General features: G+C 71.3%; 23 protein-coding genes and 6 pseudogenes. 14 read left to right on the top strand and 15 right to left on the bottom strand.

The window, feature by feature from the left end; genetic code table 11:
* Positions 1–365 precede the first annotated feature (365 nt).
* The 6 genes and pseudogenes from MF408_RS13275 (at position 366) to MF408_RS13300 (ending at position 4,063) form a co-directional block, all read left to right on the top strand.
* Entirely contained in the window at positions 366–1,070 is a 705-nt protein-coding gene (locus MF408_RS13275; RefSeq protein ID WP_240248101.1) for a helix-turn-helix transcriptional regulator, read from the top strand.
* A 228-nt stretch (positions 1,071–1,298) separates the two neighbouring features.
* A pseudogene (locus MF408_RS26915) lies at positions 1,299–1,349 on the top strand (hypothetical protein); the annotation flags it as partial.
* 118 nt (positions 1,350–1,467) lie between these two features.
* A complete protein-coding gene (locus MF408_RS13285) occupies positions 1,468–2,082 on the top strand; it encodes a hypothetical protein (protein WP_240252177.1) in 615 nt (204 codons plus the stop codon).
* Entirely contained in the window at positions 2,079–2,942 is an 864-nt protein-coding gene (gene folP, locus MF408_RS13290) for a dihydropteroate synthase (protein WP_240248102.1), read from the top strand. The genes MF408_RS13285 and folP overlap by 4 nt, the downstream gene beginning before the upstream one ends.
* Before the next feature lie 150 nt (positions 2,943–3,092).
* Positions 3,093–3,455 carry a hypothetical protein gene (locus tag MF408_RS13295; protein ID WP_240248103.1) on the top strand — a complete coding sequence of 121 codons (363 nt, stop codon included), beginning with the start codon at positions 3,093–3,095 and terminating at the stop codon, positions 3,453–3,455.
* 185 nt (positions 3,456–3,640) lie between these two features.
* Positions 3,641–4,063 (top strand): rhomboid family intramembrane serine protease, encoded by a 423-nt coding sequence (locus tag MF408_RS13300; protein ID WP_240251914.1) that lies wholly within the window; start codon positions 3,641–3,643, stop codon positions 4,061–4,063.
* Between the two features lie 6 nt (positions 4,064–4,069).
* On the opposite strand, the gene MF408_RS13305 is transcribed toward MF408_RS13300, so the two are convergent.
* Positions 4,070–4,855 carry an enoyl-CoA hydratase-related protein gene (locus MF408_RS13305; RefSeq protein ID WP_240248104.1) on the bottom strand — a complete coding sequence of 262 codons (786 nt, stop codon included), beginning with the start codon at positions 4,853–4,855 and terminating at the stop codon, positions 4,070–4,072.
* Positions 4,856–5,109: 254 nt separating this feature from the next.
* On the opposite strand from MF408_RS13305, the gene MF408_RS13310 reads away from it, so the two are divergent.
* Both MF408_RS13310 and MF408_RS13315 read left to right on the top strand, forming a co-directional pair.
* Positions 5,110–5,901: a type IV toxin-antitoxin system AbiEi family antitoxin domain-containing protein gene (locus tag MF408_RS13310; protein WP_240248105.1), complete on the top strand. Its 792-nt coding sequence runs from the start codon at positions 5,110–5,112 to the stop codon at positions 5,899–5,901.
* A complete protein-coding gene (locus tag MF408_RS13315) occupies positions 5,846–6,058 on the top strand; it encodes a hypothetical protein (RefSeq protein WP_240248106.1) in 213 nt (70 codons plus the stop codon). The genes MF408_RS13310 and MF408_RS13315 overlap by 56 nt, the downstream gene beginning before the upstream one ends.
* Here the strand turns inward: MF408_RS13315 and MF408_RS13320 are convergent.
* The 6 genes and pseudogenes from MF408_RS13320 to MF408_RS13340 form a co-directional block, all read right to left on the bottom strand.
* Positions 6,036–7,088, bottom strand: coding sequence for a LacI family DNA-binding transcriptional regulator (locus MF408_RS13320; protein WP_240248107.1), 1,053 nt, complete (start codon positions 7,086–7,088; stop codon positions 6,036–6,038). The two genes, MF408_RS13315 and MF408_RS13320, sit on opposite strands and share 23 nt — an antisense overlap.
* A 167-nt stretch (positions 7,089–7,255) precedes the next feature.
* Positions 7,256–7,726 carry a family 1 glycosylhydrolase gene (locus tag MF408_RS25430; protein ID WP_345893947.1) on the bottom strand — a complete coding sequence of 157 codons (471 nt, stop codon included), beginning with the start codon at positions 7,724–7,726 and terminating at the stop codon, positions 7,256–7,258.
* A 130-nt stretch (positions 7,727–7,856) separates the two neighbouring features.
* Positions 7,857–8,765 (bottom strand): annotated as a pseudogene (locus MF408_RS25435) (family 1 glycosylhydrolase); the annotation flags it as partial.
* Positions 8,762–9,586, bottom strand: coding sequence for a carbohydrate ABC transporter permease (locus MF408_RS13330; protein ID WP_240248108.1), 825 nt, complete (start codon positions 9,584–9,586; stop codon positions 8,762–8,764). The gene MF408_RS13330 and the pseudogene MF408_RS25435, both read right to left, overlap by 4 nt.
* A complete protein-coding gene (locus MF408_RS13335; protein WP_240248109.1) occupies positions 9,583–10,563 on the bottom strand; it encodes a sugar ABC transporter permease in 981 nt (326 codons plus the stop codon). The genes MF408_RS13330 and MF408_RS13335 overlap by 4 nt, the downstream gene beginning before the upstream one ends.
* Positions 10,560–11,879 carry an ABC transporter substrate-binding protein gene (locus tag MF408_RS13340; RefSeq protein ID WP_240248110.1) on the bottom strand — a complete coding sequence of 440 codons (1,320 nt, stop codon included), beginning with the start codon at positions 11,877–11,879 and terminating at the stop codon, positions 10,560–10,562. Before MF408_RS13340 ends, MF408_RS13335 begins: the two co-directional genes overlap by 4 nt.
* Positions 11,880–12,159: 280 nt before the next feature.
* Here MF408_RS13340 and ugpC point away from each other — a divergent pair.
* Positions 12,160–13,273 (top strand): annotated as a pseudogene (gene ugpC / locus MF408_RS13345) (sn-glycerol-3-phosphate ABC transporter ATP-binding protein UgpC).
* An 8-nt stretch (positions 13,274–13,281) separates the two neighbouring features.
* Here ugpC and MF408_RS13350 read toward each other — a convergent pair.
* The 6 genes and pseudogenes from MF408_RS13350 to MF408_RS13375 all read right to left on the bottom strand — a co-directional run bounded on the left by MF408_RS13350 (position 13,282) and on the right by MF408_RS13375 (position 18,731).
* On the bottom strand, positions 13,282–14,601 hold the full coding sequence (locus tag MF408_RS13350) for an MFS transporter (RefSeq protein WP_275693470.1): 1,320 nt from the start codon (positions 14,599–14,601) through the stop codon (positions 13,282–13,284).
* A gap of 115 nt (positions 14,602–14,716) precedes the next feature.
* Positions 14,717–14,998, bottom strand: coding sequence for a hypothetical protein (locus MF408_RS13355; RefSeq protein ID WP_240252178.1), 282 nt, complete (start codon positions 14,996–14,998; stop codon positions 14,717–14,719).
* Between the two features lie 133 nt (positions 14,999–15,131).
* Positions 15,132–15,395: pseudogene (locus MF408_RS13360) on the bottom strand (NAD(P)-binding domain-containing protein); the annotation flags it as partial.
* A gap of 20 nt (positions 15,396–15,415) precedes the next feature.
* A pseudogene (gene fdxA / locus MF408_RS13365) lies at positions 15,416–15,743 on the bottom strand (ferredoxin).
* Positions 15,744–15,776: 33 nt separating this feature from the next.
* Positions 15,777–16,854 (bottom strand): annotated as a pseudogene (locus MF408_RS13370) (2-oxoacid:ferredoxin oxidoreductase subunit beta).
* Positions 16,855–16,871: 17 nt separating this feature from the next.
* Complete coding sequence (locus tag MF408_RS13375) at positions 16,872–18,731, bottom strand: 2-oxoacid:acceptor oxidoreductase subunit alpha (protein ID WP_240248112.1); 1,860 nt, start codon at positions 18,729–18,731, stop codon at positions 16,872–16,874.
* Positions 18,732–18,950: 219 nt separating this feature from the next.
* On the opposite strand from MF408_RS13375, the gene MF408_RS13380 reads away from it, so the two are divergent.
* The 5 genes from MF408_RS13380 to MF408_RS13400 all read left to right on the top strand — a co-directional run bounded on the left by MF408_RS13380 (position 18,951) and on the right by MF408_RS13400 (position 24,168).
* Positions 18,951–20,702, top strand: coding sequence for an FAD-dependent oxidoreductase (locus tag MF408_RS13380; RefSeq protein WP_240248113.1), 1,752 nt, complete (start codon positions 18,951–18,953; stop codon positions 20,700–20,702).
* A gap of 2 nt (positions 20,703–20,704) precedes the next feature.
* A complete protein-coding gene (locus MF408_RS13385; RefSeq protein ID WP_240248114.1) occupies positions 20,705–21,271 on the top strand; it encodes a nuclear transport factor 2 family protein in 567 nt (188 codons plus the stop codon).
* 268 nt (positions 21,272–21,539) lie between these two features.
* Complete coding sequence (locus tag MF408_RS13390) at positions 21,540–22,082, top strand: cytochrome P450 (protein ID WP_240248115.1); 543 nt, start codon at positions 21,540–21,542, stop codon at positions 22,080–22,082.
* Positions 22,057–22,968: a cytochrome P450 gene (locus MF408_RS13395; RefSeq protein WP_240248116.1), complete on the top strand. Its 912-nt coding sequence runs from the start codon at positions 22,057–22,059 to the stop codon at positions 22,966–22,968. Before MF408_RS13390 ends, MF408_RS13395 begins: the two co-directional genes overlap by 26 nt.
* A gap of 150 nt (positions 22,969–23,118) precedes the next feature.
* Positions 23,119–24,168 (top strand): ABC transporter substrate-binding protein, encoded by a 1,050-nt coding sequence (locus tag MF408_RS13400; RefSeq protein WP_240248117.1) that lies wholly within the window; start codon positions 23,119–23,121, stop codon positions 24,166–24,168.
* On the opposite strand, the gene MF408_RS13405 is transcribed toward MF408_RS13400, so the two are convergent.
* Positions 24,150–24,791, bottom strand: coding sequence for a TetR/AcrR family transcriptional regulator (locus MF408_RS13405; RefSeq protein ID WP_240248118.1), 642 nt, complete (start codon positions 24,789–24,791; stop codon positions 24,150–24,152). The genes MF408_RS13400 and MF408_RS13405 overlap by 19 nt on opposite strands.
* Positions 24,792–24,867: 76 nt before the next feature.
* Positions 24,868–25,584 carry a TetR/AcrR family transcriptional regulator gene (locus MF408_RS13410; protein WP_240248119.1) on the bottom strand — a complete coding sequence of 239 codons (717 nt, stop codon included), beginning with the start codon at positions 25,582–25,584 and terminating at the stop codon, positions 24,868–24,870.
* Positions 25,585–26,119: the final 535 nt, after the last annotated feature.

Raw genomic sequence — 26,119 nt, forward strand, 5'->3', positions numbered from 1 at the left:
CCCAACGAGGCAGGCATGGAATGGGTTACACGGGGTAGCGGCGGTCTAGACACGGCGGGCGTGGGCGCCGCCCGCGCGGCGGGTCGGCGTACGACGCCGGCCGCCGTGGTAGCCGCCGTGCGGGCAGATCCGGCCGTACTTCACCCGGCACCTCACCCGCCGTGCCCACCTGCGAACTCTGCGCATCTGCCGCCCCCGGACTTTCCCCATGTCGTGCCGGACCGGTCCCGAGAGCTTGCTACCGACGAGTATGCGCAGGTGCGGCGCGGTTAGTCACGGGTTGACGGCGGATGCGCGTGTCCGCGCGATCGCTCTCGTATATAGCACAAACTGCTATAGTTCCTGGCATGACCAGTCGGAGCGACGTGCTGCGTAAGGTGATGCTCGAAACGGGCACCACTCAGTCCAGCCTGTCCCGACTGAGTGGAGTGCGGCAGCCGAGCATCAGCGGCTTCCTGGCCGAGAAGGTCGATATCAGTGACGACCAGCTCGACCGGCTCCTGTCTTGCATGGGATTCCGGCTCGAGGTCGTGCGACGACCGGTGGTTCCCGAGCTGACCCGCTCCGAGCATCGTTCCTGGCGGCTGCATCGCCGGGTCTCCACCCTGCTCACCGCCGGGACCCTCGACGACTGGCGTCCGACGATCGAGCGCAACCTCGACCGTCTCGGCCAGACGGTGACCGGTCAACCACACGAACGCAACCTGGAGCGCTGGCGAGGGGTTGGTCGAGCGTGGCGACCTGCCCGGCCTGCACCGGGTGTTGACCGGGCTCGACCGAGACTCGATCGAGATGCGCGAGGTGTCTCCCATGTCCGGGCTGCTCACCCAGGAGCAGCGACGCGAGGTGCTCGAGGAAGCCCGCTGATGCGCCGCGACCAGCTCGAGCACGCGATCCGGACGGCCTGTCAGATCATCGAGCAGCCGGAGGTCATCATCGTCGGATCGCAAGCGATCCTCGCGACGGTCCCAGCATCGATGGCGAGAAACCGGCCGAAGCTCCCGAAGTGGGGAAGATCGGACGCGGCATTCCGAACCGAACTTCCCCACTCCTGGCAGTTCGGACTCTGACAACCTCCGGTTCACGGCCGGTCGGGCCGGGCGTGGCGGCGTCGGACGGCTCGGTAGTGTCGCTGGCATGCCCGCGCCCGCCCAGGTGGTCCCTTGACCGGGATCCGCACCGCGCACTGGGACGACTGGTCGCTCGAGGAGCTGCTCGCGGCCAAGCGCGGCACCACCGTCAGCCTCGTCGTGCCGGCACGCAACGAGGCGGGCACGGTGGGCGACGTCGTGACCCGGGTGCGCGAGCGGCTGGTGGAGACGGTCTCGCTCGTCGACGAGATCGTCGTGATCGACAGCGACTCCACCGACGCGACCTACGACGTCGCGGCCTCGGCCGGCGCTCGCGTGCACCGCTCGGCGCAGGTGCGGCCCGACCTCGGGACACACCCCGGCAAGGGGCGAGGCGATGTGGAAGTCGCTGTTCGTCACCAGCGGCGACCTCGTCGTGTTCATGGACGCCGACCTCACCGACTGGGACACCCACTTCGTGCCCGGCCTCGTCGGCCCGCTGCTGACCTGGCCGGAGGTGCGGCTGGTCAAGGGTTTCTACGAGCGGCCCGGCGAGCACGGACCGCTGGAGGGGGGCCGGGTCACCGAGCTGGTCGCCCGGCCGCTGGTGTCGCTGCTGTTCCCCGCGCTGTCCGGACTGGTGCAGCCGCTGGCGGGGGAGTGGGCCGTACGGCGGTCGCACTTCGCGTCGCTGCCGGTGCCGACCGGCTACGGCGTCGAGGTGGCCGCGCTGGTCGACACCGTCGTGCGCCACGGCGAGGAGGCGATCGCGCAGGTCGACCTCGGCCGCCGGGCGCACGGACACCAGCCGCTGCTCGACCTCGGCGAGATGGCGGTGCAGGTGGCGGCCGCGGTTCTCGCACGGGCGGGCGTCTCCGGTCGTGGCGGTCTCGGTGGCGGCGAGGCGGGTGATGACGCCGCGGTGGTGCTGCGGCAGTTCCTCCCCGGGCCGGAGCCGCGCGACCGGCGGGTGCCGGTCGGCGAGCGCACCCCCGCCGAGGGGCTGCTGTGACCCTGCGCCTGGGGCGGCACCGGTTCGCCGACGACGCCACGCTGATGATGGCGATCGTCAACCGCACGCCGGACTCGTTCTTCGACAGGGGCGCGACCTGGGACGAGCAGGCGGCCTTCGACCGGGTCGCGGAGGTCGTCGGCCAGGGGGCCGAGATCGTCGACATCGGCGGCATCAAGGCCGCCCCCGGGGTGGAGATCTCCGCCGCCGAGGAGAAGGCACGCGTGGTCGACTTCGTGGCGCGGGTGCGGTCGGCGTACCCCTCCCTGGTGATCTCGGTCGACACCTGGCGCGCCGAGGTGGGCGCCGCGGTGTGCGAGGCCGGCGCCGACGTGCTCAACGACGCCTGGGGCGGCGCGGACCCCGAGCTGGTCGACGTGGCGGCCGAGCACGGCGCCGCGATCATCTGCACCCACACCGGCGGTGCGCCGCCACGGACCCGGCCGTTCCGGGTGGAGTACGACGACGTGGTCGCCGCGGCGATCGCCGACACCGTCGCCTACGCCGAGCGCGCCGTGGCCGCCGGCGTCGCGCCGGAGGCGGTGGTGATCGACCCCGCCCACGACTTCGGCAAGAACACCTTCCACTCCCTCGAGATCACCCGCCGACTCGACGAGATGGTCGCCACCGGCTGGCCGGTGCTGGTGTCGCTGTCCAACAAGGACTTCGTCGGCGAGACCCTCGACCTGCCCGTCGGCGAGCGGCTGCTCGGCACGCTGGCCGCCACCGCCGTCTGCGCCCTCGCCGGCGCCCGGATCTACCGGGTGCACCAGGTCGCCGAGACCCGGCAGGTCGTCGACATGACCTGGTCGATCGCCGGCCGACGGCCCCCGCGCCGCGCGATCCGGGGGCTGCAGTGATCGCGCTTGTGCCCGGCGTACCGGCGCTGCTGCCCGAGCACGCCTCGCTCGACGACCCGGTCGCGGACCTGCGGGCCGCGTGCCGGCAGGTCGTGGCCGGTCTCGGGCCGCGGGTGCGGGGTGGTGGCCGCGGGGCCGCTCGGGGGGCGGGTGGCCGCCCACCTCGTCGCCGAGGCGGGCGCGACCGTGGTGGACGACGCGGAGACCGGGGTGCTCGTCGTCGGCAACGGCAGCGCCAAGCGCACCGAGAAGGCGCCGGGCCACCTCGACGAGCGCGCCGAGGCCTTCGACGCCGCGGTGGGGGCCGCGCTGCTCGCGCCCGACCCGGCCGCCCTGGCGGCCCTCGACGAGCGGCTGGCCGCCGAGCTGTGGGCCGACGTCGCGGCGCTGCGCGAGCTCGGCGGCCTGCTGCGGGGCGGGGGAGGTCGCGGAGGCGGCCTACGACGCGGCGCCCCACGGCGTGCAGTACTGGGTCGTCCGCTGGTCGGCCGGTTGACCCGGTCGGCACACTGAGGACGTGGAGCTTCGAGGCCGGGACGTGCCGGCGTGGCAGCTGGCCGGCGGCGTCGTGCTGGGGTTCACCGCCCTGCTGTGGGTGATCGAGGTCGTCGACGTCGCCGTCGACAACCGCCTCGACTCCTACGGCGTCCGCCCGCGGTCCGACGAGGGGGCTGCTCGGCATCCTCCTCGCACCGCTCCTGCACGGTGGGTGGGACCACCTCTCCGCCAACACCGGGCCGGTGCTGGTGCTCGGCTTCCTCACCCTGGTGTCCGGCATCGCCCGCGGGCTCGCCGCGACCGCCGTGATCTGGCTGGTCGCCGGCATCGGGACCTGGCTGGTGGCAGGCGGGAACTCGGTGCACATCGGCGCGTCGGGGCTGGTGTTCGGGTGGATCGTCTACCTCGCCATCCGCGGCATCGTGAACCGCCGGCTGTGGGAGGTCGTCCTCGGCGTCGTCGTGCTCGTCGTCTACGGCGGCGTGCTGCTCGGCGTGCTCCCCGGCCAACCCGGCATCTCCTGGCAGGGGCACCTCTTCGGCGCCCTCGGCGGCGCCGTCGCCGCGGTCGTCGTCAGCGACCGGCGGGGCGAGGTGGTGCGGGGGTTGGCGCGGCGGGGGTGAAGGGCGTCAGTCGCGGCCGAAGGCGGGCTTCTCCTTGGCGAGGAACGCCCGCACGCCCTCCCGGAAGTCGGGGCCGTTGTAGACCTCGGTGAGCATCGCCTCCTCGTCGGCCGGCGCCGCCTCCGTGGCGAGCGCGCGGCGGTGCAGCTGGTCCTTCGTGACCCGCAGCGTCACCCGCGAGGCGTGGCCGATGCCGTCGGCGAGCGCCGCCACCTCCGCATCGAGCGCCGCGGCGTCGTCGACGCACGCGGCGACCGCGCCGACGGCGTACGCCCGGTCGGCGGTGACCAGGCGCGAGGCCAGCAGCATCTCGCGGGTCAGCGACTCGCCGAACGTCGCCGCACAGCGGTAGACGATCGACGCGGAGAGCGCGTTGCCGAGCGTGCGGGCGATCGGGTAGCCGAACCGGCTCGCCGCCGTCGCGACCCGGAGGTCGCAGTGCGTGGCCACCGCGAGCCCGCCGCCGACGCAGACACCGTCGACCGCCGCGATCGTGACCTGGGGGAGCGCGAACAGCATCTCGAGCAGCTCGCGGATCCAGTTCTCGTAGGCGACCGCGTCGGTGTCGAGGAAGTCGGAGATCTCGTTGCCCGCCGCGAACGCCTTCCCACCCGCGCCGCGCAGCACCAGGACCCCGACCGACCGGTCCTCGCGCAGCTCCTCGCACAACGCCCGCAGCTCGCCGTACATCGCCCGGGTGAACGCGTTGCGCCGGTGCGGCCGGTTGAACGTGACCTCGACGACGCCCGCACCCAGCCGGTCGCGGTGGATGGTGATCTCCTGCTCGCTCACCCGGCGGAGGGTAGGGGGTCGGGGTGGTCGGGGTGGGGCGGGGGGTGGTTGGGCTGGGGATTTCGGGGGTTCGGGGACGTGAGGTTTCCCCGGTCGACCGGGGAAACCTCAACATGTCGGGCAAAGTTTTGCCCGACAAGTGGAGAGATTGCCCGTCATGTCGATCTGCGGCTCCGACGACTTCACGCGGGGTTATCCACAGATCGCCTGAACCGTCTTTACGGCGCGGTGCGGGCGGCGGGACCGTCGTGGGCATGGATCCCAGACTGTTGGCGCTCTGCACGACGTACGGCGTCTTCTTGCGGCGCGAGGCCCTCGCGCTCGGCTACCACGACCAGACGATCGCCAAGCTGGTGCGGAGCGGTCACTGGGTGAGGGTCCGCCATGGTGCCTACACCTTCGGCGAGATCTGGGCGCGGGCCGACAAGGCCGAGCGCTACCGGTTGCGGGTGCGTGCCGCGATGCGGCAGGCCAACACGGAGGTCGTCTCGTCGCACACCTCGGCGGTGGCGATGCACCGGGGACCGCTGTGGGGGCTCGACCTCGGCAACGCGCACCTGACCCGTGTCGACCAGCGCACCGGGCGCAAGGAGGCCGGCGTGCAGCAGCACCGTGGGGAGATCGTCGACGGCGACGTCGTGGAGATCGGCGTCCACAAGGTGATGTCGCCGACCCGGGCGGTCCTCGAGGTGACCACGGTCGCGGGCGTCGATGCGGGCGTCTGCGTCGCCGACCACTTCCTCAACCGCGGCGCCACGACCTTCGAGCAGCTGCGCGGACCGCTACGAGCGCATGGTGCGCTGGCCCGCGACCCTCCAGACCGACCTCGTGCTCCGGCTCGCCAACCCGCTCTCGGAGTCGGTCGGGGAGACCCTCGCCCGCCAGCTCTGCTTCCGCGAGGGGCTGCCCAAGCCGGAGCTGCAGGTGGAGGTCTTCGACGAGAACGGGACGATGATCGGCCGGGTCGACATGGCGTGGCCGGAGCACGGGGTGTTCCTGGAGTTCGACGGCCGGGAGAAGTACCTCAAGCACCGGCGGCCGGGTGAGAGCATCGAGGACGCGGTCCTCCGCGAGAAGCGGCGGGAGGACCTGATCTGCCAGCTGACCGGGTGGCGCTGCATCCGGATCACCTGGGCCGACCTCGAACGGCCGGGCGTCGTCGCGCAGCGGATCCGCAACCTCATGCTCGCCCGTCGCGCATGACGCAGCGGGCGACGTGACGGGCGAAACCTCCACTTGTCCGGCATTGCTTTGCCCGACATGTTGAGGTTTCCCCGGTCGGCCGGGGAAACCTCACGTCCCGCGGCCCCCCAAACCCCCGCAACCCCGACCCCCCACCGCGACCCCCTACCCGCTCTCCCGCTCCACCAGCGTCGGCGGGAAGATCACCCGCACCGGCTGGGCGGGGCGTTCGCCGTCGAGCTGCTCGAGGAGCAGGCGGGTGGCCTGCTCGGCCATCTGGCCGAGGGGGCTGGCGGATGGTGGTGAGCTGGGGGGTGGTGCGCTCGGCGACGCCGAGGTCGTCGTAGCCGATGACGGCGACGTCGGCGGGCACCTGCTTGCCGGCGGCGGCGAGGGCGCGGAGGGCGCCGGTGGCCATCAGGTCGGAGGCGACGAACAGGCCGTCGAGGCCGGGGTGGAGGTCGACGAGCTCGGCGGCCGCGTCGGCTCCGCCCTGCTCGGTGAAGTCGCCGTGGGCGACCGCGTCGTCGGAGAGGCCGGCCGCCCGCATCGCCGCGCGCCAGCCCTCGAGCCGGTCGATGCCGGCGGCCATGTCGACCGGCCCGGCGATGGTGCCGATCCGCTGGCACCCGCGGGCGATCAGCCGGTCGGTGGCGAGCCGGGCGCCGGCGGCGTTGTCGGTGTCGACGTACGCGACCTTGTCGGCGCCGGTGAACGGACGGCCGACGAAGGCCGACGGCAAGGCCAGCGACGCGAGGTGCTCGGCGAGGCGGTCGGCGGAGTGGTGCGACACGACGATCGCGCCGTCGATGTGGCGGCGGCGCAGGTAGCGCAGCATCCGCCGCTCCTCCTCGCCGGGCCGCGCGAGCAGCAGCACCAGCTGCAGGTCGCGCGCCGCGAGCACCCGGTTGACCGACCGCAGCGTGTGCACGAAGAACGGGTCGGTGAAGACCCGTTCGTCGGGCTCCGGCACGACCAGCCCGACGGAGTCCGTACGCCGCGTCACCAGGCTGCGCGCGGCCGGGTTCGGCGTGTAGCCGAGCGTCTGCACCGCCGACTCGACCGCCGCCCGGGCAGCGGGGGAGACCCGCTGCCCGCCGTTGATCGCGCGGGAGGCGGTCGCCCGGGGACACCCCGGCCAGGCGCGCGACCTCGTCGAGGGTCGGCGCCTGCCCCGGCCCGGTCCCGGGGTCGCTCGGTTGGCTCACGCGCGGCACGCTACCGGCCGTCCCCCACGGCTCCCGGCGACGCGGGGAGCACCGAGGTCGCCGCGACCTCGGCGTACCGCAGCGCGCTGGTCTTCGGCGTCCGCCGCTGCGTGGCGTAGTCGACGTGCACCAGCCCGAACCGCTGCCCGTAGCCGTAGGCCCACTCGAAGTTGTCGAGCAGCGACCACGCGAAGTAGCCGCGTACGTCGACACCGGCGGCCATCGCGTCGTGCACGGCGGCCAGGTGGGCGTGGACGAACGCCCACCGCTCCGGGTCGTCGACCGAGCCGTCGGGCGCCACCACGTCGTCGTAGGCCGCGCCGTTCTCGGTGATGTACATCGGCGGGGCGGCGTACTCCTCGTGGAGGCGGACCAGCAGCCGGGTGAGCCCGTCGGGCTGCACCTCCCAGTCGAGGCCGGTCACCGGGTAGCCCCGGCGGGGGAAGGTGATGTCGTCGCCGCCGGGGTACGGCGACCGCACCGGCCGGGCGGGGTGCTGGATCCGCGAGCCCAGCAGGTCCTCCTGCGGGTGCGGGCCGCCCCGAGGCGCCGTCGCCGTGGTAGTAGTTCACGCCCAGCACGTCGAGCGGGGTGCTGATGAGGGCGAGGTCGCCGTCGTCGACGAACTCCTCCCACGCCTTCCCCTGCCAGGTCATGCCGTCCGTGATCGAGTGGAGGTCCTGCGCGTAGGAGCCGCGCAGGACCGGGTCGAGGAAGATCCGGTTCCACAGGTGGTCCACCCGGTGCGCCGCGGCGACGTCGGCCGGCTCGGCCGGGTCGAACGGGTCGGCCACCGTCAGGTTGAGCGTGATGCCGAGCTGCGCGGTGCTGCCGCGGCGGCGGAGCTCGTCGACGACGAGGCCGTGACCGAGCATCAGGTGGTGCGCCGCCACGACGCCGGCGACGCCCTCCTGGCGGCCGGGCGCGTGCTGGCCGCCGGTGTAGCCGAGGAACGCCGAGCACCACGGCTCGTTCATCGTCGTCCAGAACGGCACCCGGTCGCCGAGGGCGTCGTAGAGGGAGAGGGCGTACTCGGCGAACCGGTAGGCCGTGTCGCGGTTGGTCCACCCGCCGGCGTCCTCGAGGGCCTGCGGCAGGTCCCAGTGGTAGAGCGTCACCCAGGGCGTGATGTCGCGCCCCAGCAGCTCGTCGACCAGCCGCGAGTAGAACCCGATGCCGCGCTCGTCGGGTGCGCCGCCGTCCGGCCGCACCCGCGGCCACGCCGTGGAGAACCGGTAGGCGTTGAGGTTGAGCGTCGACATCAGCGCGACGTCGTCGGGCATCCGGTGGTAGTGGTCGCAGGCCACGTCACCGGTGTCGCCGTCGATCACGGCGCCGGGGACCCAGGCGAAGGTGTCCCAGATCGAGGGGCTGCGGCCGTCCTCGGCGGCGGCGCCCTCGATCTGGTACGCCGCCGTCGCCGACCCCCAGAGGAAGCCCGGGGGGAACCGACGCTCGCGCGCGACGGCGGTCGCCGGGTCCGGGGAGCTGGTGGTCGTGGTCGGTCGGGTGGTCGTCATCCCTTGACGGCTCCTTGCATGATGCCGGTCACCAGCTGGCGGCCCGACAGGACGAACAGGATCAGGAGGGGGACCGTGGCCATCCCCGCACCGGCGAGGACGAGGGCGTAGTCCGTCGTCTGGCCCTGGCCGGTGAGGGCCAGCCGGTCGAGCGCGATCTGGAGGGTCTCGGTCTTCTGCAGGGCGACCAACGGCCACATGTAGTCGGTCCAGACCGTCATGAACGTGAAGAGGAACAGGATCGCCATCGCCGGGCGGGCGGCGGGTACGGCGACCGTCCAGAACGTGCGGATCATCGTGCAGCCGTCCATCCGGGCGGCCTCGATCAGCTCGTCGGGCACGGCGTCGACGAGGTACTGGCGCATGAAGAACACGCCGAACGCGGTGACCAGGGTCGGCAGCGCGACCGCCACCAGGGTGTCGAGCAGGCCGTAGTCGCGCATCAGGATGAACAGCGGGACGATCGCGAGCTGGGTCGGCACCGCCATCGTCATCACCACGAAGCCCATCAGCACGTTGCTGCCGCGGAACCTGAGCTTGGCGAACGAGTAGCCGGCGAGGGTGGAGAACAGCACCACCGACAGGCCGCACGCCGTCGAGACGAGCAGGCTGTTGAACATCGCCGTCCAGAACTCGGTGGTGTCGAGCACCCGCTGGGCGTTCTCCAGGAAGTGCCCGCCGGGGAGGATCGGCGGCGGGAACGAGTTCGCGTCGCCCTTCGTGTGCGACCCGATGACGAACGACCAGTAGAGCGGCAGCGCGCTGCCGATCACGAAGGCCGAGAGCAGGCCGTAGACCACGAACCCGGGCCGGCGGTTCATGAGGACCTCCGGGTGAAGTAGCGGGTGATCGCGAAGTTGAGCAGCGCGATCCCGACGATGATCAGGAACAGCACCCACGCGGCGGCCGACGCGCGGCCGTAGAACTGGTCCTCGATGCCCTTCACGTAGATGTAGAGCGTCGAGGTCATGTACTGGTGGTCGGGTCCGCCCTCGCGCTGCGGGGTGTCGTCGAACAGCCGCGGCTCGGTGAAGATCTGCAGCCCGCCGATGGTGCTGGTGACGATGACGAAGATCATCGTCGGCCGGATCATCGGCAGCGTGACCGACAGGAACTGCCGCACCCGGCCGGCGCCGTCGAGGGCGGCGGACTCGTAGAGGTCGCGCGGCACCGCCTGCATCGCGGCGAGGAAGATCAGCGCGTTGTAGCCGGTCCAGCGCCAGTTGACCATGCCGGCGATCGCGAAGTGGCTCCACCAGCGGTCGACGTGCCAGCGGATCGGCTCCAGCCCGACACCGTCGAGCATCGCGTTGATCACGCCGTACTTGTCGGCGAAGAGGCTGCCGAAGATCAGCACCGCCGCGGTCGGGGCGACCACGAACGGCAGCAGCACGCTCATCCGCCAGAACGTCCGCCCGCGCAGGTGGGTGTCGAGCAGCGCGGCGATGCACACCGCGGCGACCACCTGCGGCACCGACGACATCACGAAGATGCTGAAGGTGTTGACCAGCGACTTGATGAACACCGGGTCGGTGAGGACGAACCGGTAGTTCTCCAGGCCGACGAACTCGCCGCGCTGGTAGTAGAGCCGCTCCCAGTCGTGCACCGACAGGTAGCCGGTGTAGAGGAGCGGGAACAGGCCGACCAGGCCGAACAGGACGAAGAACGGCGAGATGTAGAGGTACGGCGACAGCTTGAGGTCCCAGCGGGACAGCCGCTGCCGGCGGACGAGGCGGGGGCCGCCCGCCGGGGCCGCGGCAGGCGCGGCCTCGGCGGGCGACTCGAGCTGGGTGCTCACTGGAGCGCTTCGACCTCGTTCACGAAGGTCTCCCACGACTTGTCCGGGTCACCGCCCTGGTCGACGCGGGTGATCGCCTCCTGGAACTTGCCGAGGATGTCGGAGTAGAGCGGGCCGTGGTAGGGCTGCACCGTGATCGCGTTGGCCCGGTTGGAGAAGATCTCGCCGACCGGCGCGTCGTTGAAGTACGGGTCGGACGCCTCGAGGAGCGCCGAGTCCTCCAGCGCCTGGGCCTGCGACGGGAAGTTGCCGTACTGCTCGAAGATCCGGATCTGCTGCTCCGGAGCGGTCAGCCACGCGGCGAGCTCCTTGGCCTCCTCCTGGTGCGGCGAGGACTTCGGCACGGCGAGGTAGGAGCCGCCCCAGTTGCCGCCGCCACCGGGGAACACGTCGGCGATGTCCCACACGACGCCCTTCGGCGCGGGGTCGCCGGTGTTGTCGCGGATGTTGCTGCGCATCCAGCCGGGGCAGGGGACGGTGGCGAAGCCGTCGTTGGTGAAGCCGGCGGTCCAGTCGTCGCTCCACTGCGCGACGCCGGTGGAGAGCTTCTCGGCGTTGCCGGTGACCGTGTCGTAGACGGCGCGGAGCTCGTCGTTCTCGACGTTGACGGTGTTGTCGGCCTCCTCGAACGGGAACTCGACCTGGTTGAGCATCGCCTGCGCGATCGAGCCGGAGGCGTCGTACCACTGCGCGTCGCTGTTGGCGACGAACTCCTCGCCGAGGGCGTAGTAGTCCTCCCACGTGGTCATCCGCTCGGCGACCTCCTCGCGGTCGGTCGGCAGCCCCGCCTTCTCGAAGAGGTCGGCGCGGTAGCAGATCGCCTCCGGGCCGGCGTCGGTCGCGTAGCCGACGAGCTGGCCGTCGGGCGTGGTGGCGGCGTCCTCCTTGAAGTCCAGCCAGCGGCCCTCGACGTCGGGGGAGGAGAGGTCGACCCAGCGGTCGGGCGCGGCCACCAGGGCCGGGATGAAGTCGCCCTCGATCGCCACGACGTCCGGGAGGCCCTCGTTGGCCTGCAGGAGCGTGTTGAGCTCGTTCTTCCAGTCGTCCCAGAGCGAGACCTTGGTCTGCTCGACCTGGATGTCGGGGTTCTCGGCGTTCCACTCCTCGATGAGCTCGTCGTAGCCGAACTCGCCGAACGTCGTGATCGTGAGGGTCTCGCCCTCGCCCAGCGCCTTCTGCTCGGCGGACGCGGTCGGGTCGCTGTCGTCGCCGCAGGCCGCGGTGAGCCCGAGGACGAGAGCGGTGACGGCACCGAGGGCGAGCCGCCCACGGTGGAGGTGCGGCCGGGAGGCCGGCCGGTTGGTGGTGATGCGCACGGTGAAAGCTCCTGCCCGTTGTGCTGCCGTTGAGGTCGCGGATCGGGTGATCCGGTGGGTGGAAGGGTGTGAGAGCGCTTCCACTCTTGACGGGACGTCACGATGACACGCGTCACATGCACTGTCAACAGGGCCGCTCTGCAGCGGGGATGTCGCTGCGCACGCTGCGGCGTCAGGAATGAGAGCGCTTCCACTAGACGCGGCGGCACGGCCGTCGTACGGTGTGCGCGGCGACAGCCCTGACCGACCGCCGGGTCGGTGCGGAAGGAAGGAAGAATCGATGGCGCAGGTGCGGTTCGAGCACGCCGAGCACGTCTACCCGGGGGCCGACCGGCCCGCGGTGTCCGACCTCAACCTGACGATCGAGGACGGCGAGTTCATGGTGCTCGTCGGCCCCTCGGGGTGCGGGAAGTCGACGTCGCTGCGGATGCTCGCCGGCTTGGAGGACGTCTCCTCCGGGGCGGTGTTCATCGGTGAGGACGACGTGAGCCGGGTGCCGCCGAAGGACCGCGACATCGCGATGGTGTTTCAGAACTATGCGCTCTACCCGCACCTCACGGTGGCGGAGAACATGGCGTTCGCCCTGAAGATCGCGGGGATCGGGAAGGCGGAGAGGCGGGGCGCGGGTCGCCGAGGCCGCGAAGCTGCTCGACCTCGAGGAGGTGCTCGACCGCAAGCCGAAGGCGCTGTCCGGCGGCCAGCGGCAGCGGGTCGCGATGGGGCGGGCCATCGTGCGCAAGCCGCAGGTCTTCTGCATGGACGAGCCGCTGTCGAACCTCGACGCCAAGCTGCGCGTGTCCACCCGCACCCAGATCGCCGCCCTGCAGCGGCGCCTGGGCGTCACGACCGTCTACGTCACCCACGACCAGGTGGAGGCGATGACGATGGGCGACCGCGTGGCGGTGATGAAGGGCGGCGTCCTCCAGCAGGTCGACACCCCGCTGGCGCTCTACGACCGGCCGGCCAACCTGTTCGTCGCCGGCTTCATCGGCTCCCCGGCGATGAACCTGCTCTCCGGCGCGACTGCCGGCGACGGCGCGGCCGTCGTCGACGGCTTCGAGCTGCCGATCGACCGCTCCGCCGCCGCCGCGTCGTCGGGCGCCGTCACCCTCGGCATCCGCCCGGAGTCGTGGCGCGTCGCCGCCCCGCACGAGTCCGGGTACGCCGTGCGGGTCGCCGTCGTCGAGGAGCTCGGCGCCGACGCCTTCCTCTACGCCACCCCCGCCGGCGTCGACGCGACCGAGCGCCCCGGCGAGGTCGTGCCCCAGGTCGTCGCCCGCCTCGAGGGCCGCCAGCAGCTGCACCCCGGCCAGGAGGTCCGGCTGGTCGCCGACCCGCGGGCCGTGCACGTCTTCGACAGCGTGTCGGGGGAGCGGCTGGCGCTCGCGGGCTGAGCTTCCCGTCAGGAGCGCTTGCGCCGCAGCACGCCGCAGCCCGCCGCGAGGCAGACCGACGCGAGCGTGAGTGCGGTGGCCCGGAACGCCGCGTCGTCGCCGCCGTAGGCGTCCAGGAGCGTGACGCTGGCCGCGGAGCCGACCGAGAACCCCAGGTAGCGCAGCAGCTGATTGAAGGCGAGCGCGCTGCCGGTCTCGGCGCGCGGCACGTGCGGCACGATCAGCATCGGCAGCGAGGAGAACGTGAACCCGCTGCCGAGGCCGCCGAGAGCCATCACCAACAGCGCCTGCCACAGGTGGTGGTGCACGAAGGCGAGCAGCAGCATCGCGGAGGCGAACACCGCGCAACCGGTCGGCAGCAGCAGGTGGGGCCCCCACCGCGCGGCCACCACGCGGGCGAGGCGGTTGCCACTGACACTGAGGAGCGCGTAGGGCACGAGGACGAGGCCGACCACGGCCACGTCGTGGCCCAGGCCGATGTCGCTGTGAGGGTCGCCCTGGACGAGGATGACGACCAGCGCAAGCAGCCCGTACATGCCGAGGCCGATCCCGAAGGTCACCGCGTTGGGACCGACCACGCCGCGGCGCGCGGCGAGGCGGAGGTCTACGAGCGGATGCCCCCGGCGGCGCGCCGGTCCGGCAGTCCAAGCCACCCACGCGACGAGCAGCGCCACTCCAGCGGCGGCCGAGCCGAGAATCGGCCACGACGTCCAACCGGCCCGGTCGCCCTGGCTGATCGCGAGCAGCAGCGCGACCGTGCCGGCCGACAGAAGCGCGGCGCCGGCGAGGTCCACCCGCTGCGGGCGCTCGCCGGTCGTGCTGCGGGGCAGGTGCCGGAACGCGAGCGCGAACGTGAGACCGATGAGGAGGGCTCCGAACCAGTAGGCGCCGGCGACGCCGAAGCCGGACGCGACCACCGCGGTCACCGGGTAGCCGAGCCCGGCGCCCGCGACCGTGGTCACCGAGAGCAGGGCGAGCCGGGACACGAGCACCGGGCCGGTCCACAGATCCCTCGCCACCGCGATCGCCAGCGGGAAGAGGGCCAGCCCGACGCCCTGGAGCGCACGGCCCGCGACCAGTGGGCCCAGCCCGATCGGCAGGGCCGACAGCACCGAGCCGACGAAGACCGTCGCCAAGCCACCCAGCACGACCGGCCGCCGGAGCCGACCGCTGCCCCACCTGCCGAGCACAGGCGTCGCCACCGCGCCCGCGATCAACGTCACGGTCAGCGCCCACTGGGCGGTGCTGATCGGCACCCCGTGGGTCTCCGCGATCTGCGGCACCAGCGGCGCGCCGAGACTGCTGACGACGGCGGTGACGGTCGTGATCGACGCAAGGGCGGCGAGCCGCCACCGGTCGGAGGCGGCCGGGGCGCGCGAAGCCTCGACGTCGGGGACTCCCGTCGGTGGTGCTCCTGGCCCGCTCGGTTCCGTGGCCGACCCCTCAGACGTCGGTGATCCGCACCGAGGCGTGGGCCTTGTAGCGCTTGTTCATCGCGATCAGGTTAGCGGTCAGCGCCTCGACCTGGCCGGCGTTCCGCAGGCGGCCGGCGTACACACCACGGCAGCCGGGGATCCGGCCCGCGAGCGCCTGCACCAGGTCGGTCGCCTTCCGGTCGTCGCCGAGCACCAGCACGTCGGCGTCGATCGACGCGACCTCCGGGTCGAGCAGCGTGACCGCGGACAGGTGGTGGAACGCGGCCACCACCGTCGACCCGGGCAGCACCGCTCGCGCCTGCTCGGCCGCGCTTCCCTCGGGGACGTCGAGCCGGAAAGGGCCCCTGCTTGTCGAAGCCCAGGGGGTTGACGCAGTCGACGACGACCTTGCCGTCCAGCGCCTCCGCGAGCCCGGCGAGCTGGTCGCGGTGGCCGTCCCAGGGGACGGTGACCAGCACGACGTCGGCGCGCCGGGCGACCTGCTCGTTGGTGTCGCCGTCCACGCCGGTGATGCCGGCAGCGGCCTCCGCTGCACGGTCGCGGTCACGGGAGCCGAGGATCACCTTCAGGCCGCTCGCCGCGAACCGGGTGGCCAGGCCGCGGCCCTGCGGTCCGGTTCCACCGAGGATCCCGATCGTCCGAGCCGACAGCACGTCGTCGGGGTCCTGCACGGGTGTCGTGGTCATGGCTTCCTCTCGGTCGGTGGTCAGGCGGTTGAGGACTGGGGCGGCAGCGCGGCGACGAGCGGATGGTCCTTGTCGATCTCGCCCATCTTCGCGGCGCCGCCGGGCGAGCCGAGGTCGTCGAAGAACTCGACGTTGGCCTGGTGGTAGACGCTCAGCTCATCCGGGACGTCGTCCTCGTAGAAGATCGCCTCCTCAGGACAGACCGGCTCACAGGCGCCGCAGTCGACGCACTCGTCGGGGTGGATGTACAGCATCCGCTTGCCCTCGTAGATGCAGTCGACAGGGGCACTCGTCGACGCAGGCCTTGTCCTTGACGTCGACGCAGGGCTGCGCGATCACATAGGTCATGGAGAGGAGTCCTCGCTGGTCGGGTGGAGGTGCTCAGACGACGGTCCAGGTGTCGCCGGCGTTGATGAGCTGGGTGAGCCGGTCGGTGTCGCTGCCCTCGGCGGTGGCGCGGGCGTCGGTGACCTGTTGGCGGGCGAGGTCGTCGTAGGTGGGCCGCTCGACCTGGCGGAAGATGCCGATGGGGGGAGCGGTTGAGGTAGCCGCTGTCGGTGAGCCGGCTGATCGCGAACGCGGTGGAGGGGTCGGGGTGGTGGGCGTCGTGGACCAGGAGCGCCTCGAGCCCGGTCTGGGCGACGTCGACGACCTCGATGCCGCTGGCGGGGCCGCGGGTCAGGCCCTTGTCGCCGTGGCCGTCGGCCCCGCGGGTGCCGAAGGTGATCGGCTTGCCGTGCTCGAGGGGGATGATGGCGTGGTCCTTGGTGTCGGGGTCCTTGATGGCGTCGAAGGCGCCGTCGTTGAAGATCGGGCAGTTCTGGTAGATCTCGACCAGGGAGGTGCCGCGGTGGGCGGCGGCGGCGGCGAGCACGGAGGTGAGGTGCTTGCGGTCGCTGTCGATGGTGCGGGCGACGAAGGAGGCTTCGGCGCCCAGGGCCAGGGAGACCGGGTTGAAGGGGTGGTCCAGGGACCCGACGGGGGTGGACTTGGTGATCTTGCCGATCTCGCTGGTGGGGGAGTACTGGCCCTTGGTGAGGCCGTAGATGCGGTTGTTGAACAGCAGGATCGTCATGTTGACGTTGCGGCGCAGGGCGTGGATGAGGTGGTTGCCGCCGATGGAGAGCGCGTCGCCGTCGCCGGTGACGACCCAGACCGAGAGGTCCTCGCGGGCGGTGGCGATGCCGGTGGCGATGGAGGGTGCGCGGCCGTGGATGGAGTGCATCCCGTAGGTGTCGAGGTAGTAGGGGAAGCGCGAGCTGCAGCCGATCCCGGAGACGAAGACGATGTTCTCCCGGCGCAGGCCGAGGTCGGGCAGGAAGGACTGGACGGCCTTGAGGACGGCGTAGTCGCCGCAGCCGGGGCACCAGCGGACCTCCTGGTCGGAGGCGAACTCCTTGGCGGTCTGCGGGCCCTCGGCGGCCGGCACCGACTCGGTGCCGGAACGGAACGACGGGATGCCGAGCGCGGTGGTGCTCACTGGGGGTCCTCCACATCGGTGAGGTGGGCGATCAGGTCCTCGGAGAGCTGCTCGGCGCCGAACGGCAGACCGCGGACCGAGGTGATCGGGCGGACGTCGACGAGGTACTCGGCGCGGAGCAGCTTGGAGAGCTGGCCGAGGTTCATCTCGGGGCAGACCACCCTGTCGTAGCGGCGGAGGATGTCGCCGAGGTCGTTGGGGAACGGGTTGAGGTGGCGCAGGTGGGTCTGCGCGACGTGGTAGCCGGCGCGGCGCACCCGCCGGCAGGCGGCGCCGATCGGGCCGTAGGTCGAGCCCCAGCCGATGACCAGGACCTTCGCTCCTGATCCTGGGGGGCCGGAGGGGTCGTCGACCTCCAGCGGCGGCAGGCTCTCGGCGATCCGCTCGACCTTGGCCTGCCGGGTGCGGACCATCAGGTCGTGGTTGGCCGGGTCGTAGGAGATGTTGCCGTGCCCGTCGGCCTTCTCCAGACCACCGATCCGGTGCTCCAACCCGGCGGTGCCCGGAACCGCCCACGGCCGCGCCAACGTCTCGGGGTCACGGGAGTAGGGAAGGAACGCCTCGCCGTCCGCGGTGGCGAAGGCGGGATCGATCGTGGGAAGGATCTGCACGTCGGGGATGCGCCACGGCTCGGAGCCGTTGGCGAGGTAGCCGTCGGAGAGCAGCATCACGGGGGTGCGGTAGGTGATGGCGATGCGGGCGGCCTCGACGGCGGCGGCGAAGCAGTCGCCGGGTGACTGCGGGGCGACGATCGGCACGGGGGCCTCGCCGTTGCGGCCGTACATCGCCTGGAGGAGGTCGGCCTGCTCGGTCTTGGTGGGCAGGCCGGTGGACGGGCCGCCGCGCTGGACGTCGATGACCAGGAGCGGGAGCTCGGTCATGACCGCCAGGCCGATGGCCTCGCTCTTCAGGGCGATGCCGGGGCCGGAGGTGGTGGTCACGCCGAGGGATCCGGCGAAGGAGGCGCCGATGGCGGCGCCGATGCCGGCGATCTCGTCCTCGGCCTGCAGGGTGGTGACGCCGAAGGCCTTGTGCTTGCTCAGCTCGTGGAGGATGTCGGAGGCCGGGGTGATCGGGTAGGAGCCCAAGAACACCGGCAGCCCGGAGCGTACGCCGGCCGCGATCAGGCCGTAGGCCAGCGCGAGGTTGCCGGTGATGTTGCGGTAGGTCCCCGCGGGCACCTGCGCGGGCTTCACGACGTAGGAGACCGCGAAGGTCTCGGTGGTCTCGCCGAAGTTCCAGCCCGCCCGCACGGCCGCCACGTTGGCGTCGCGGATCGCGGGTTTCCCCGCGAACTTCTCGGTCAGGTAGCTGACGGTGCCGGTGACGTCGCGGCCGTAGAGCCACGAGACCAGGCCGAGCGCGAACATGTTCTTCGCGCGGGCGGCGTCCTTGCGGGAGAGCCCGAACTCCTTGACCGCCTCGACCGTCATCCCGGTCAGGTCGAGAGCATGCACCGCGAAGTCGCCGAGGCTCCCGTCGTCGAGCGGGCTCTCGGCGTACCCCACCTTGGTGAGGTTGCGCTTGGTGAAGTCGTGGGCGTCGACGATGATCGTGGCGCCCTTGGCCAGGTCGCCCACGTTGGCCTTCAACGCCGCCGGGTTCATCGCCACCAGCACGTCGGGCCGGTCGCCGGGCGTGAGGATGTCGTAGTTGGCGAAGTGCACCTGGAAGCTGCTGACGCCGGGGATCGTGCCCTGGGGAGCGCGGATCTCGGCCGGGAAATTGGGCAGCGTCGACAGGTCGTTGCCGAAGGCCGCGGTGTCCTGGGTGAACCGGTCACCGGTCAGCTGCATGCCGTCGCCGGAGTCACCCGCAAACCGGATGACGACGCGGTCGAGCTCTCGAGCAGTCATCTCCACGCTTCCTATTCCTGATAATAGTTAGAACAGTATGCGTCGTTGTGCGGGCGGTCAAGGCGACCGCCCCTCGCTCGAGGGGGCCGGGCGAGGGCCGCGACAGCGAGGGCTATCCCTGATAATGGTAATGCTCTATTGTGACCGGCGTCACCGCTGCGGACCCGACCGGAGTCCGGCAGCGGCCGCCGTCGACCACCGACCGAGGGAGGTCTCGTCATGACCCAGAACCCCAACGAGAACCGGCCGATCGATCCGACCGCTCCGGACGGTCCGAGCAGCGGCGACCAGCCGGTCCTGGTGGTGGGCGCCGGCCTGTCCGGCCTGGCCACCGCTCTCGGAGTCGCCCTCAACGGCGGCCGCGCCGAGGTCTTCGAGGCGGCCGACCTGGTCGGCGGCGCCGCGGCATACTCCGGCGGCCAGGTCTGGGTCGGCGCCAACCACGTCGCGCCGCGGGAGGGTGTCGATGGCGACACCCTCGAGCTCGCCGAGCGCTACGTCCGCGCGATCGCGCACCACCACCCCGAGGTCCTCGACGAGGCCGCCATGAAGCGGTGGCTCGAGGTGTCGCCCGTCGCCACGGAGTACTGGGAGCAGCAGGGCGCGATCCGGTGGACGGTGATTCCCGGCCTCGCCGACTACCACAACGAGGCGGACGGTGCCCGCGAGGCGGGTCGCTACCTCACCAACGAGGTCATCGACGGCAGCGAGCTCGGCGAGTGGCGCGAGAAGCTGCGGGTGAGCCCCTACTTCCCCGTGGGCACCACCTACGCCGACATGTTCGTCAAGGGCCGCCGGCTGACCTACGTCGACGACAACGAGACCGGCGAGCAGCGGGCCGGTGTCCAGGCCTTCGGCCTCCCGGAGAGCCGTGACGAGGAGAAGCCGGCGGCCACCGGCGGTGACCCGCTCACCTTCGGCACCGGCGTGGTCGCCAGCTTCCTGCGGCGGGTGCTGCAGGAGGACCGGATCACCATCCACACCGGCCACCCGGTGACCGGTCTGTTCACCGACGAGTCCGGCGACGTGCTCGGGCTGCGGGCCGACGGGCCGGACGGCCCGGTCGAGCGCACCGGACCCGTCGTGCTCGCGACGAGCACCTACGACTGGGACCCGGAGCTGGTCCGCGAGCTGGTCGGCCTCGACGAGGACGACTTCGGCAGCGTCGCGCCCGACAGCGTCCGCGGCGACGGCATCAAGCTGGCGCGGGCAGTCGGTGGTGCCGTGGCCAAGCTGCCGGCCACTGCCATCCCGATGCTGCCCGGCTGGAAGTCCAGCATCGGCTCCGGCTATGCCTACGGGCCTGACTACGCGATGCCGCACGCGATGATCGTCGACAAGACGGGCAAGCGGTACTGCGACGACTCCTACTGGGTCGACATCGTCGAGAAGACCATGGACCCCGACGACCCGCACCTGCCGTTCTTCCTGGTCTTCGACGAGCAGCACCACCAGAAGTACGGTCTCGGCGTGACCCCGCCCGCCGGTGACTACCCGGAGGGTCTGGTCACGTCGGCCTCGACGCTGCGCGAGCTGGGCGAGGAGCTCGGCATCGACGGCGCGCAGCTCGAGCTGACCGCGAAGTCGTTCAGCGAGAACGCGCGGCGCGGCGTCGACCCCGACTTCGGGCGCGGCAGCGTCACCTACGTGAAGCGGTTCGCCGGCGACCCGGCGAACGAGCCCAACCCCGTGCTCGGGCCGATCGAGCAGGCACCGTTCCACGGCTTCCGGCTCCGGTTCGTCGGCACCGGCATCGGCAGCAGCGGAGTCCACATCGACGGCGACGGCCACGTCCTCGACGAGCAGGGCGCTCCCATCCGTGGGCTGTACGCCGTCGGCTCCTGCGCGGCCCTCACCACGGTCGGCACCGGGTACAACAGCGGCATCGCCCTGGGCCGGGGCCTGACCCTGGCCTACCTCGTCAGCCGGGAGCTCGCTGGAGACCCGGTCCCGTCCAACCCGAAGGAGTGAGCATGTCCGACCTCAACCCGAGCCTCGAGCAGCGGTTGCAGCGCGCCGAGGACCGCCAGGCGATCCAGGAGCTGGCCATCCTCTACGGCTACATCATGGACGAGCGTGACGAGGCCGGGATCCGCCAGATCTTCACCTCCGACGCGACCCTCCGCTCCGCCGACGGTGTGTTCGCCGCCAGCGGCATCGACGAGATCGTCGAGACCTACCTCGGCCGGTTCAAGGCGCTCGGCCCGACCAACCACTTCAGCCACGGCCACGTGGTGCGGTTCGACGACGGCAACCCCGACGTCGCGCGCGGCCTGCTCGCCAGCCACGCCGAGGTCGACCGCAACGGCGTCGCCATGCAGGTCGCGCTGCGCTACGTCGACGAGTACCGCCGCGAGGACGGTCGCTGGAAGTTCTCCGCCCGGCTGATGTCCTACATGTACTACATGCCGATCGCGGAGCTCCCCGAGCTCGGCAACGGTGCGGAGGCGGTCCGCGCCTACGGCGACCGGCGCCCCGCCGACTGGCCGGTCTCCCTCTACTCAGACGCCGGCAGCAGCTGGCTGCGCGACTGGGTCTGACGCGTCCCGCTCTGTGCAGCGCCCGCAGCCGGACCGGCTGCGGGCGCTGTGCATTGTGCCGACGCTGAAGAAGACCGCTGTTCAGATGTCGACGGGTCCGTTCAGAATGTTGTGAATCACGCTGCAATCCTGCGATTGCACGAAGGGCTAAGTTGACGGCGCCGTTCAAATTAATCTGCGAAGTCCTTGTTCGGCGCGCTCTTCGTGACTAGCATCACGCGAAATCATGATCAGAGATCACGTCGGCGATCGGCGGAGGAGACCAGCGATGATGACCGTCACCCCGCGGGACCAGATGACCCGCATCTCGACCTTCGGCGAAGCGCAGGAGGTGCTGCGCTCCGCGGACTTCCGCAACACGCTGACGACGCGTCGGTCCAACGCGATCACCGGGTTCACCATCGGCGGGCTGGTCCACGACGAGCACATGCAGCGGCGGCGGGCGGAGATGGAGGTGTTCTCGCGAGCCTCGCTCGTCGACTACGAGTTCGCCGACGTGGTCCCAGCGATTGCCGAGGCCCTCGCTGGAGGGGCCGACCGGCTGGACCTGATCGACGTCATGAGGGGCGGTCTGCTGCGGGTCAGCGCCCGGGTCATCGGGCTCGACGACGTCACGTCGGACACGCGCACCCGTCAGCTGCGTGACGTCGCCGACCGGATCGGCGAAGCAGCGTCGGTCGAGTGGACGACGCGCGACCCCGACGAGGTGATCGCGGCAGCACTTGCGGCCAAGGAAGAGTTCCTCAGGGGTCTTCTACGCGCCGTCGCTCGCTCGACGACGCGCGATGGTGGCGCAGTGCGACTCAGATAAGCTCGTCGACCTCCCGCACGACCTCATCACCGTCCTGCTCAAGACCTACGGCGACGACTGGGACGACGACCTGCGCCTGCGCGAGACGCTCTTCTACCTCGCTGCTGCAACCAGCACGACGACCCACGCCAGCCCGCACATCTTCGCCGAGATCGTGGAGTGGCTGAGGGGCCACCCGGAGCAGGCCGAACGTGCGCGGGACCGGAGCTTCCTCCAGCGCGCGGTGGCGGAGGGGCTGCGGCTCCACCCGCCCGTGCCCGGCCTGCTCCGCGGCGCCCTCACGACGGTCACGCTCTCGAGCGGCAGAGTGATCGCGGAGGGCGAGCAGCTCCTGCTGGACCTCAATGCGGCCAACCGTGATCCGGCGGTCTACGGAGACGACGCTGACGCGTTCGACCCGGACCGGGTCCCGCTCACGAGGGCTCACCTCTACGCGCTCTCGTTCGCGGCCGGACCCCCACACCTGTCCGGGGCGTCTGATCGCCGTCGGTGCGGGCAACGGCCAGGTCGGCGGCGAGGAGGCACCGGTCGGGGTGCTGGTGCGTCTGATGGAACAGCTCCTGGCCCACGGGGTGGCACCGGACCCCGACCGGCCTGCGGTCGTCCGGACGGACACCGACGCGCACCGGTACGCCGCGTTCCCCGTGGTGGTGGGGCACGACGAGGCGGGCGCATGAGGCAGGCGAACGAGGCGCCGTCGTTCCGAGCCGTGGTCGATCGCGACCGCTGCCTCGGGACCGGCAGCTGCGAGCACATCGATCCCGCGCGGTTCGAGGTGGACGACCTCGGACTGGCCCGTTGGCGGGACGACGCACCCCGCGGCGAGCCGCGAGGAGCTGACGACCCTTGCGGGACTGTGCCCGCAGGGAGCGATATCCGTCGTTGACGAGAACGGAGCAGAAGTTGACTGACTGGTTCCCTCCGCGCAGGCGCGGAGTCCCCATCCTGGCCCTCGCGGGGGCTCGTCGCGGCGCTGTCGGCGTGCGGTGATGCTGCCGGCGGTGGGCCCGCCGCCGGCGACGGGCTGCCGGAGGAGGTGAAGATCGTCCTCACCGCACCCGTCACGGGCGTCGTCGCCCACGTCGGGTCGAGTGCCCGGGACGGCTACGAGCTCGCGATCGAGGAGATCAACAACAGCGACCTGCTCGGCGACACGGAGCTGGTGCTCGACGTCCGGGACACGAAGAGCGAGGCCCAGACGGCGGCCACCGAGATGACCAAGGCGATCAGCGACGCCGAGGTCTCCGCGGTCTTCGGATCGCAGAGCAGTGCCGAGGCCGTGGCGCAGTCGCCGCTCGCGCAGCAGCACGGGATGCCTATCGTCTACACACAGGCGGGCAGCGACGGTGTCATCGTCGGTGAGTACACCTACCGCGCCACCCCGTTGATGCGGAACTACTACCCGTTGCTCGCTGACTTCGTCGAGGAGAACGGTTGGCAGAGCGTCGCCCAGCTCTACGCGAACTACATCCCGACCCTCAGCGACATCGGCGAGAACGCCTTGCCAGCGTTGGCGGAGGAGACCGGCATGGAGGTCACTGCCTCCCTGGGATCGCCGCAGTCGACGCAGGACTTCACCAGCCAGGTGCAGAAGGCGCTGGACAGCGATCCCGACGTCGTCGCCGTCAACCTCTTCGCCGCCAGCAATCCGACGGCCGTGTCGCAGCTGCGGCAGGCTGGGTACGAGGGTCCGATCCTGAGCACGGTCAGCGCCGGGTCCGGAGTGCTCACACCGGCCGGCGACGACGCCAGTGACGTCGTGTGGGCTGCGGACTTCCACGTCGACATGGAGGCCGAGTCGACCCAGGCGTTCGTCGCGGCCTACCGCGAGAAGTACGACGAGGACCCACTGCCCTACGCGGCCGAGGCCTACGACGCCGCCTACTTCCTGGCGCGCGCTATCGCAGAGGCGGACAGCGCCGGACGCGACGAGATCGCGGACGCGATGGCAGTCGTCTCGGAGGAGACCCACGACGGGGCACTCGGCCGCAACCTGGTCTGGGAGGACCAAGAGCTACAGGTCCCCGGGGTCGTCATCCGGTGGGACGGCGAAGGGGAGGAGCTGCTCTACGAGGGCGAGTCCTGAGCGATCTCGCGGAAGGACCGGGGGACCCCCAGTGACCTCAGCACGAGGTCGGCGCCACGTCGCCACTCGTCGGGGGTCCCGCGGTCCTTGTTCAACTGCAGTGAGACACCCGCCATCACAACGAAGAGGTCGTCGGGCGTGATGTCGGGTGAGATCGAGCCCTCAGGTCGGCACCGGTCCATCGCCAATGCGATCGAGAGCCGCATCCGATGCTGGATGGTGCGGACCTCCTCCGTGAGGTCGTCGTGGCGGAGTGCCTCCACGAACAGCCCGTTGGCGCCGTTGTACTGGAAGATCTCGTGCACCAACCGCACGAAGGCGGCGGTCGGCTCACCCTCACCCGCCAGGGCAGTATCGGCGATCTCCTGGATCTCCGCGAACTGGTGGGCAGCGACAGCGGTGACAAGGGCGGCCCGGTTGGGGAAGCTGCGATAGACGGTGCCCTTGGCGACCCCCGCCCGCTCCGCGACCTGCTCCATGCTGTCGATCCGGCCGTCCTCGGCGAAGATCTCCAGCGCCGCGAGCACGACCCGCTCGCGGTTCCGTCGGGCATCGGCCCGCAACGAGCCGCCAGCACCGCCCTCCGCGATCAGCGCGGCTCGGGTCAGGCGGTCGTCCGGCACGAAGGCACCCTATCGAGGAGGCGCTTCCGGACCTCCTCGACGACTGCCCGACCGAGCCTCGGGCCGGCAGTCGCGCCTACGACGACTTGTTGCGCTGCGTGCGCCGGACCTGCGCGACGTGCTCGTCGAGCTGGTCGACGGCGCTGTGCAGCGCCAGCACCGTCTGCTCCAGGGTCATCGGCGGTCGGTTCGTGTCGGCAACGGAGACCGCCGCTACGACCAGGTCGGCGAAGGCGTCGGCGATCTCCTCCAGCGACATGTCTCCATCCGGTTGGTACCAGACGTGCAGCCAGTTGGTCATCCCGAACACGGCGAAGGCGGCGATCTTCGTGTTGACCGGTCGGAACACGCCCTGCTCGACGCCCTCCGTCATGATTCGCCGCAGCGCGGAGTCCGACTGGGCCTTCCAGTCCACGTGACGCGCCAGCAGGTGCGGGGGCAGCTCGACCTCCTCGCGGAGGAAGACCCGCATCACGTTGGCGTTGGCGCCGAAGTCGAGCACGAGGTGACGGGTCGCCTCGACCAGCTTCTCAGTGGGGGTCAGGTCGGAGCGGTCCGCAAGGCCGGCGAGCATCCGGGCGTGACGTTCGCTGACGTCACCGATCACCTGCTCGAGCAGGTCCTCCTTGCCGTCGACGTAGTGGTACAGCGAGGCGCGACTGATGCCCAGGGAGGACGCGATGTCACCGAGCGTCGCCTTGCGAAAGCCCCTCTCGGCGAAGACTCGGGCTGCGGTGGCGACGATCTCCGCGCGCACAAGCGATTGCCGGGTCATCGATTGGTCTGCGGTCACGGCAGCTCCTCGCACGAGTTGACATTGATGCCGATTATTCGACGCTTATGATAGCCTTCGACGTGCAAGTCGAGTATTCGAATCGCGTGTCGACCGTCGGGGCCGGCGAGAAACGGGTGACGATGACCGTGCCACAGGACCGCGGCCGGTCGGCCCCGCGCGAGGAGATCAGCCCGCTGCGGGTGTCGCAGGAGCAACGCGACCTGGCGGCGACGGTGCGCACGGCGCTGGCCAAGAGCTGCCCGCCGGAGGTCGTCCGGAAGGCGGCGGGAAGTCCCGACGTCGTGCGCCGGACCTGGGCGCTGCTCGCCGAGCTCGGGGTCGGCTCGTTGATGGTGCCCGACCGCGCCGATGGCCACGGCGGCGATGCGCTGACCGCGGCCCTGGTGCTCGAGGAGATCGGCTCGGGCTGCGCTCCCGTGCCCGCGGTCGAGACGATCGTCGTGGCGCCTCTGGTCCTCCTCGCCGCGTCTCCCGCCGTCGCCGCGTCGTGGCTCGGCGGAATAGCGACCGGGAACGTCCTCGCGGCCGTCCG

Origin of the sequence: Nocardioides sp. TF02-7, assembly GCF_022437945.1 — a bacterium.
GTDB lineage: Bacteria > Actinomycetota > Actinomycetes > Propionibacteriales > Nocardioidaceae > Nocardioides.

Bases quoted from the DNA above. Each gene is read 5' to 3' on its own strand.
- MF408_RS13285 (WP_240252177.1), top strand. From the start codon at position 1,468: ATGTGGAAGTCGCTGTTCGTCACCAGCGGCGACCTCGTCGTGTTCATG.
- MF408_RS13310 (WP_240248105.1), top strand. From the start codon at position 5,110: ATGGATCCCAGACTGTTGGCGCTCTGCACGACGTACGGCGTCTTCTTG.
- MF408_RS13330 (WP_240248108.1), bottom strand. From the start codon at position 9,586: ATGAACCGCCGGCCCGGGTTCGTGGTCTACGGCCTGCTCTCGGCCTTC.
- MF408_RS13375 (WP_240248112.1), bottom strand. From the start codon at position 18,731: ATGACTGCTCGAGAGCTCGACCGCGTCGTCATCCGGTTTGCGGGTGAC.
- MF408_RS13380 (WP_240248113.1), top strand. From the start codon at position 18,951: ATGACCCAGAACCCCAACGAGAACCGGCCGATCGATCCGACCGCTCCG.
- MF408_RS13385 (WP_240248114.1), top strand. From the start codon at position 20,705: ATGTCCGACCTCAACCCGAGCCTCGAGCAGCGGTTGCAGCGCGCCGAG.
- MF408_RS13390 (WP_240248115.1), top strand. From the start codon at position 21,540: ATGATGACCGTCACCCCGCGGGACCAGATGACCCGCATCTCGACCTTC.
- MF408_RS13395 (WP_240248116.1), top strand. From the start codon at position 22,057: ATGGTGGCGCAGTGCGACTCAGATAAGCTCGTCGACCTCCCGCACGAC.